This window comes from Oscillibacter valericigenes, from assembly GCF_016902445.1.
Lineage (GTDB): Bacteria > Bacillota > Clostridia > Oscillospirales > Oscillospiraceae > Oscillibacter > Oscillibacter avistercoris.
Map to the genome: position 1 here is coordinate 1 of NZ_JACSNX010000106.1, position 203 is coordinate 203.

Here is a 203-nt window from a genome sequence, read left to right on the forward strand (position 1 = left end):
TGTGCGGCCGGCAGGCCATCGACGGCGACACCGCCCAGGTGGGCCCCCAGATCGCCGAGAAGCTGCACCTGCCCCAGGTGACCTATGCCGCCGACATCCAGAAGGACGGCGACACCATCACCGTGAAGCGGATGCTGGAGGACGGCTACATGACCATCAAGGTCAAGACCCCCTGCCTGATCACCTGCATCAAGGAGCTGAAC

1 pseudogene is annotated in these 203 nt (G+C 64.5%); it reads left to right on the forward strand.

The window, feature by feature from the left end:
• Positions 1-203 (forward strand): annotated as a pseudogene (locus tag H9X91_RS14210) (electron transfer flavoprotein subunit beta); the annotation flags it as partial.